Source organism: Pseudomonas sp. 2995-3 (assembly GCF_002742565.1).
Taxonomy (GTDB): domain Bacteria; phylum Pseudomonadota; class Gammaproteobacteria; order Pseudomonadales; family Pseudomonadaceae; genus Aquipseudomonas; species Aquipseudomonas edaphica.
The window spans coordinates 1-255 of record NZ_LJSB01000225.1; the positions used below are offsets into that span (position 1 = coordinate 1).

Sequence of the window (255 nt, forward strand, 5' to 3'; positions counted from 1 at the left end):
CTATGAAAACAGCAGTAAAGAAAGCTGCCATCAACACAAAGAACGCCATCCAGAACAAAAAAATTGTACGAGGCGCTATCATCCTACTTATCTTCATATTATTTGCACGGTCCGTTTCACGCAGCAATTACAAACTTCTACGCCTTTTACATTATCGAACAGTTTAATATGACCATCGCACAGGCACAAGTATATATCTTTATTTTTCTAGCAGCAGGTGCAGCCGGAACATTCGCCGGCGGACCACTATCAGAT

At 41.6% G+C, this 255-nt stretch carries 1 pseudogene; it reads left to right on the forward strand.

Annotation, left to right across the window (positions count from 1 at the left end):
- Positions 1–63: 63 nt before the first annotated feature.
- Positions 64–255 (forward strand): annotated as a pseudogene (locus tag AOA62_RS32255) (hypothetical protein); the annotation flags it as partial.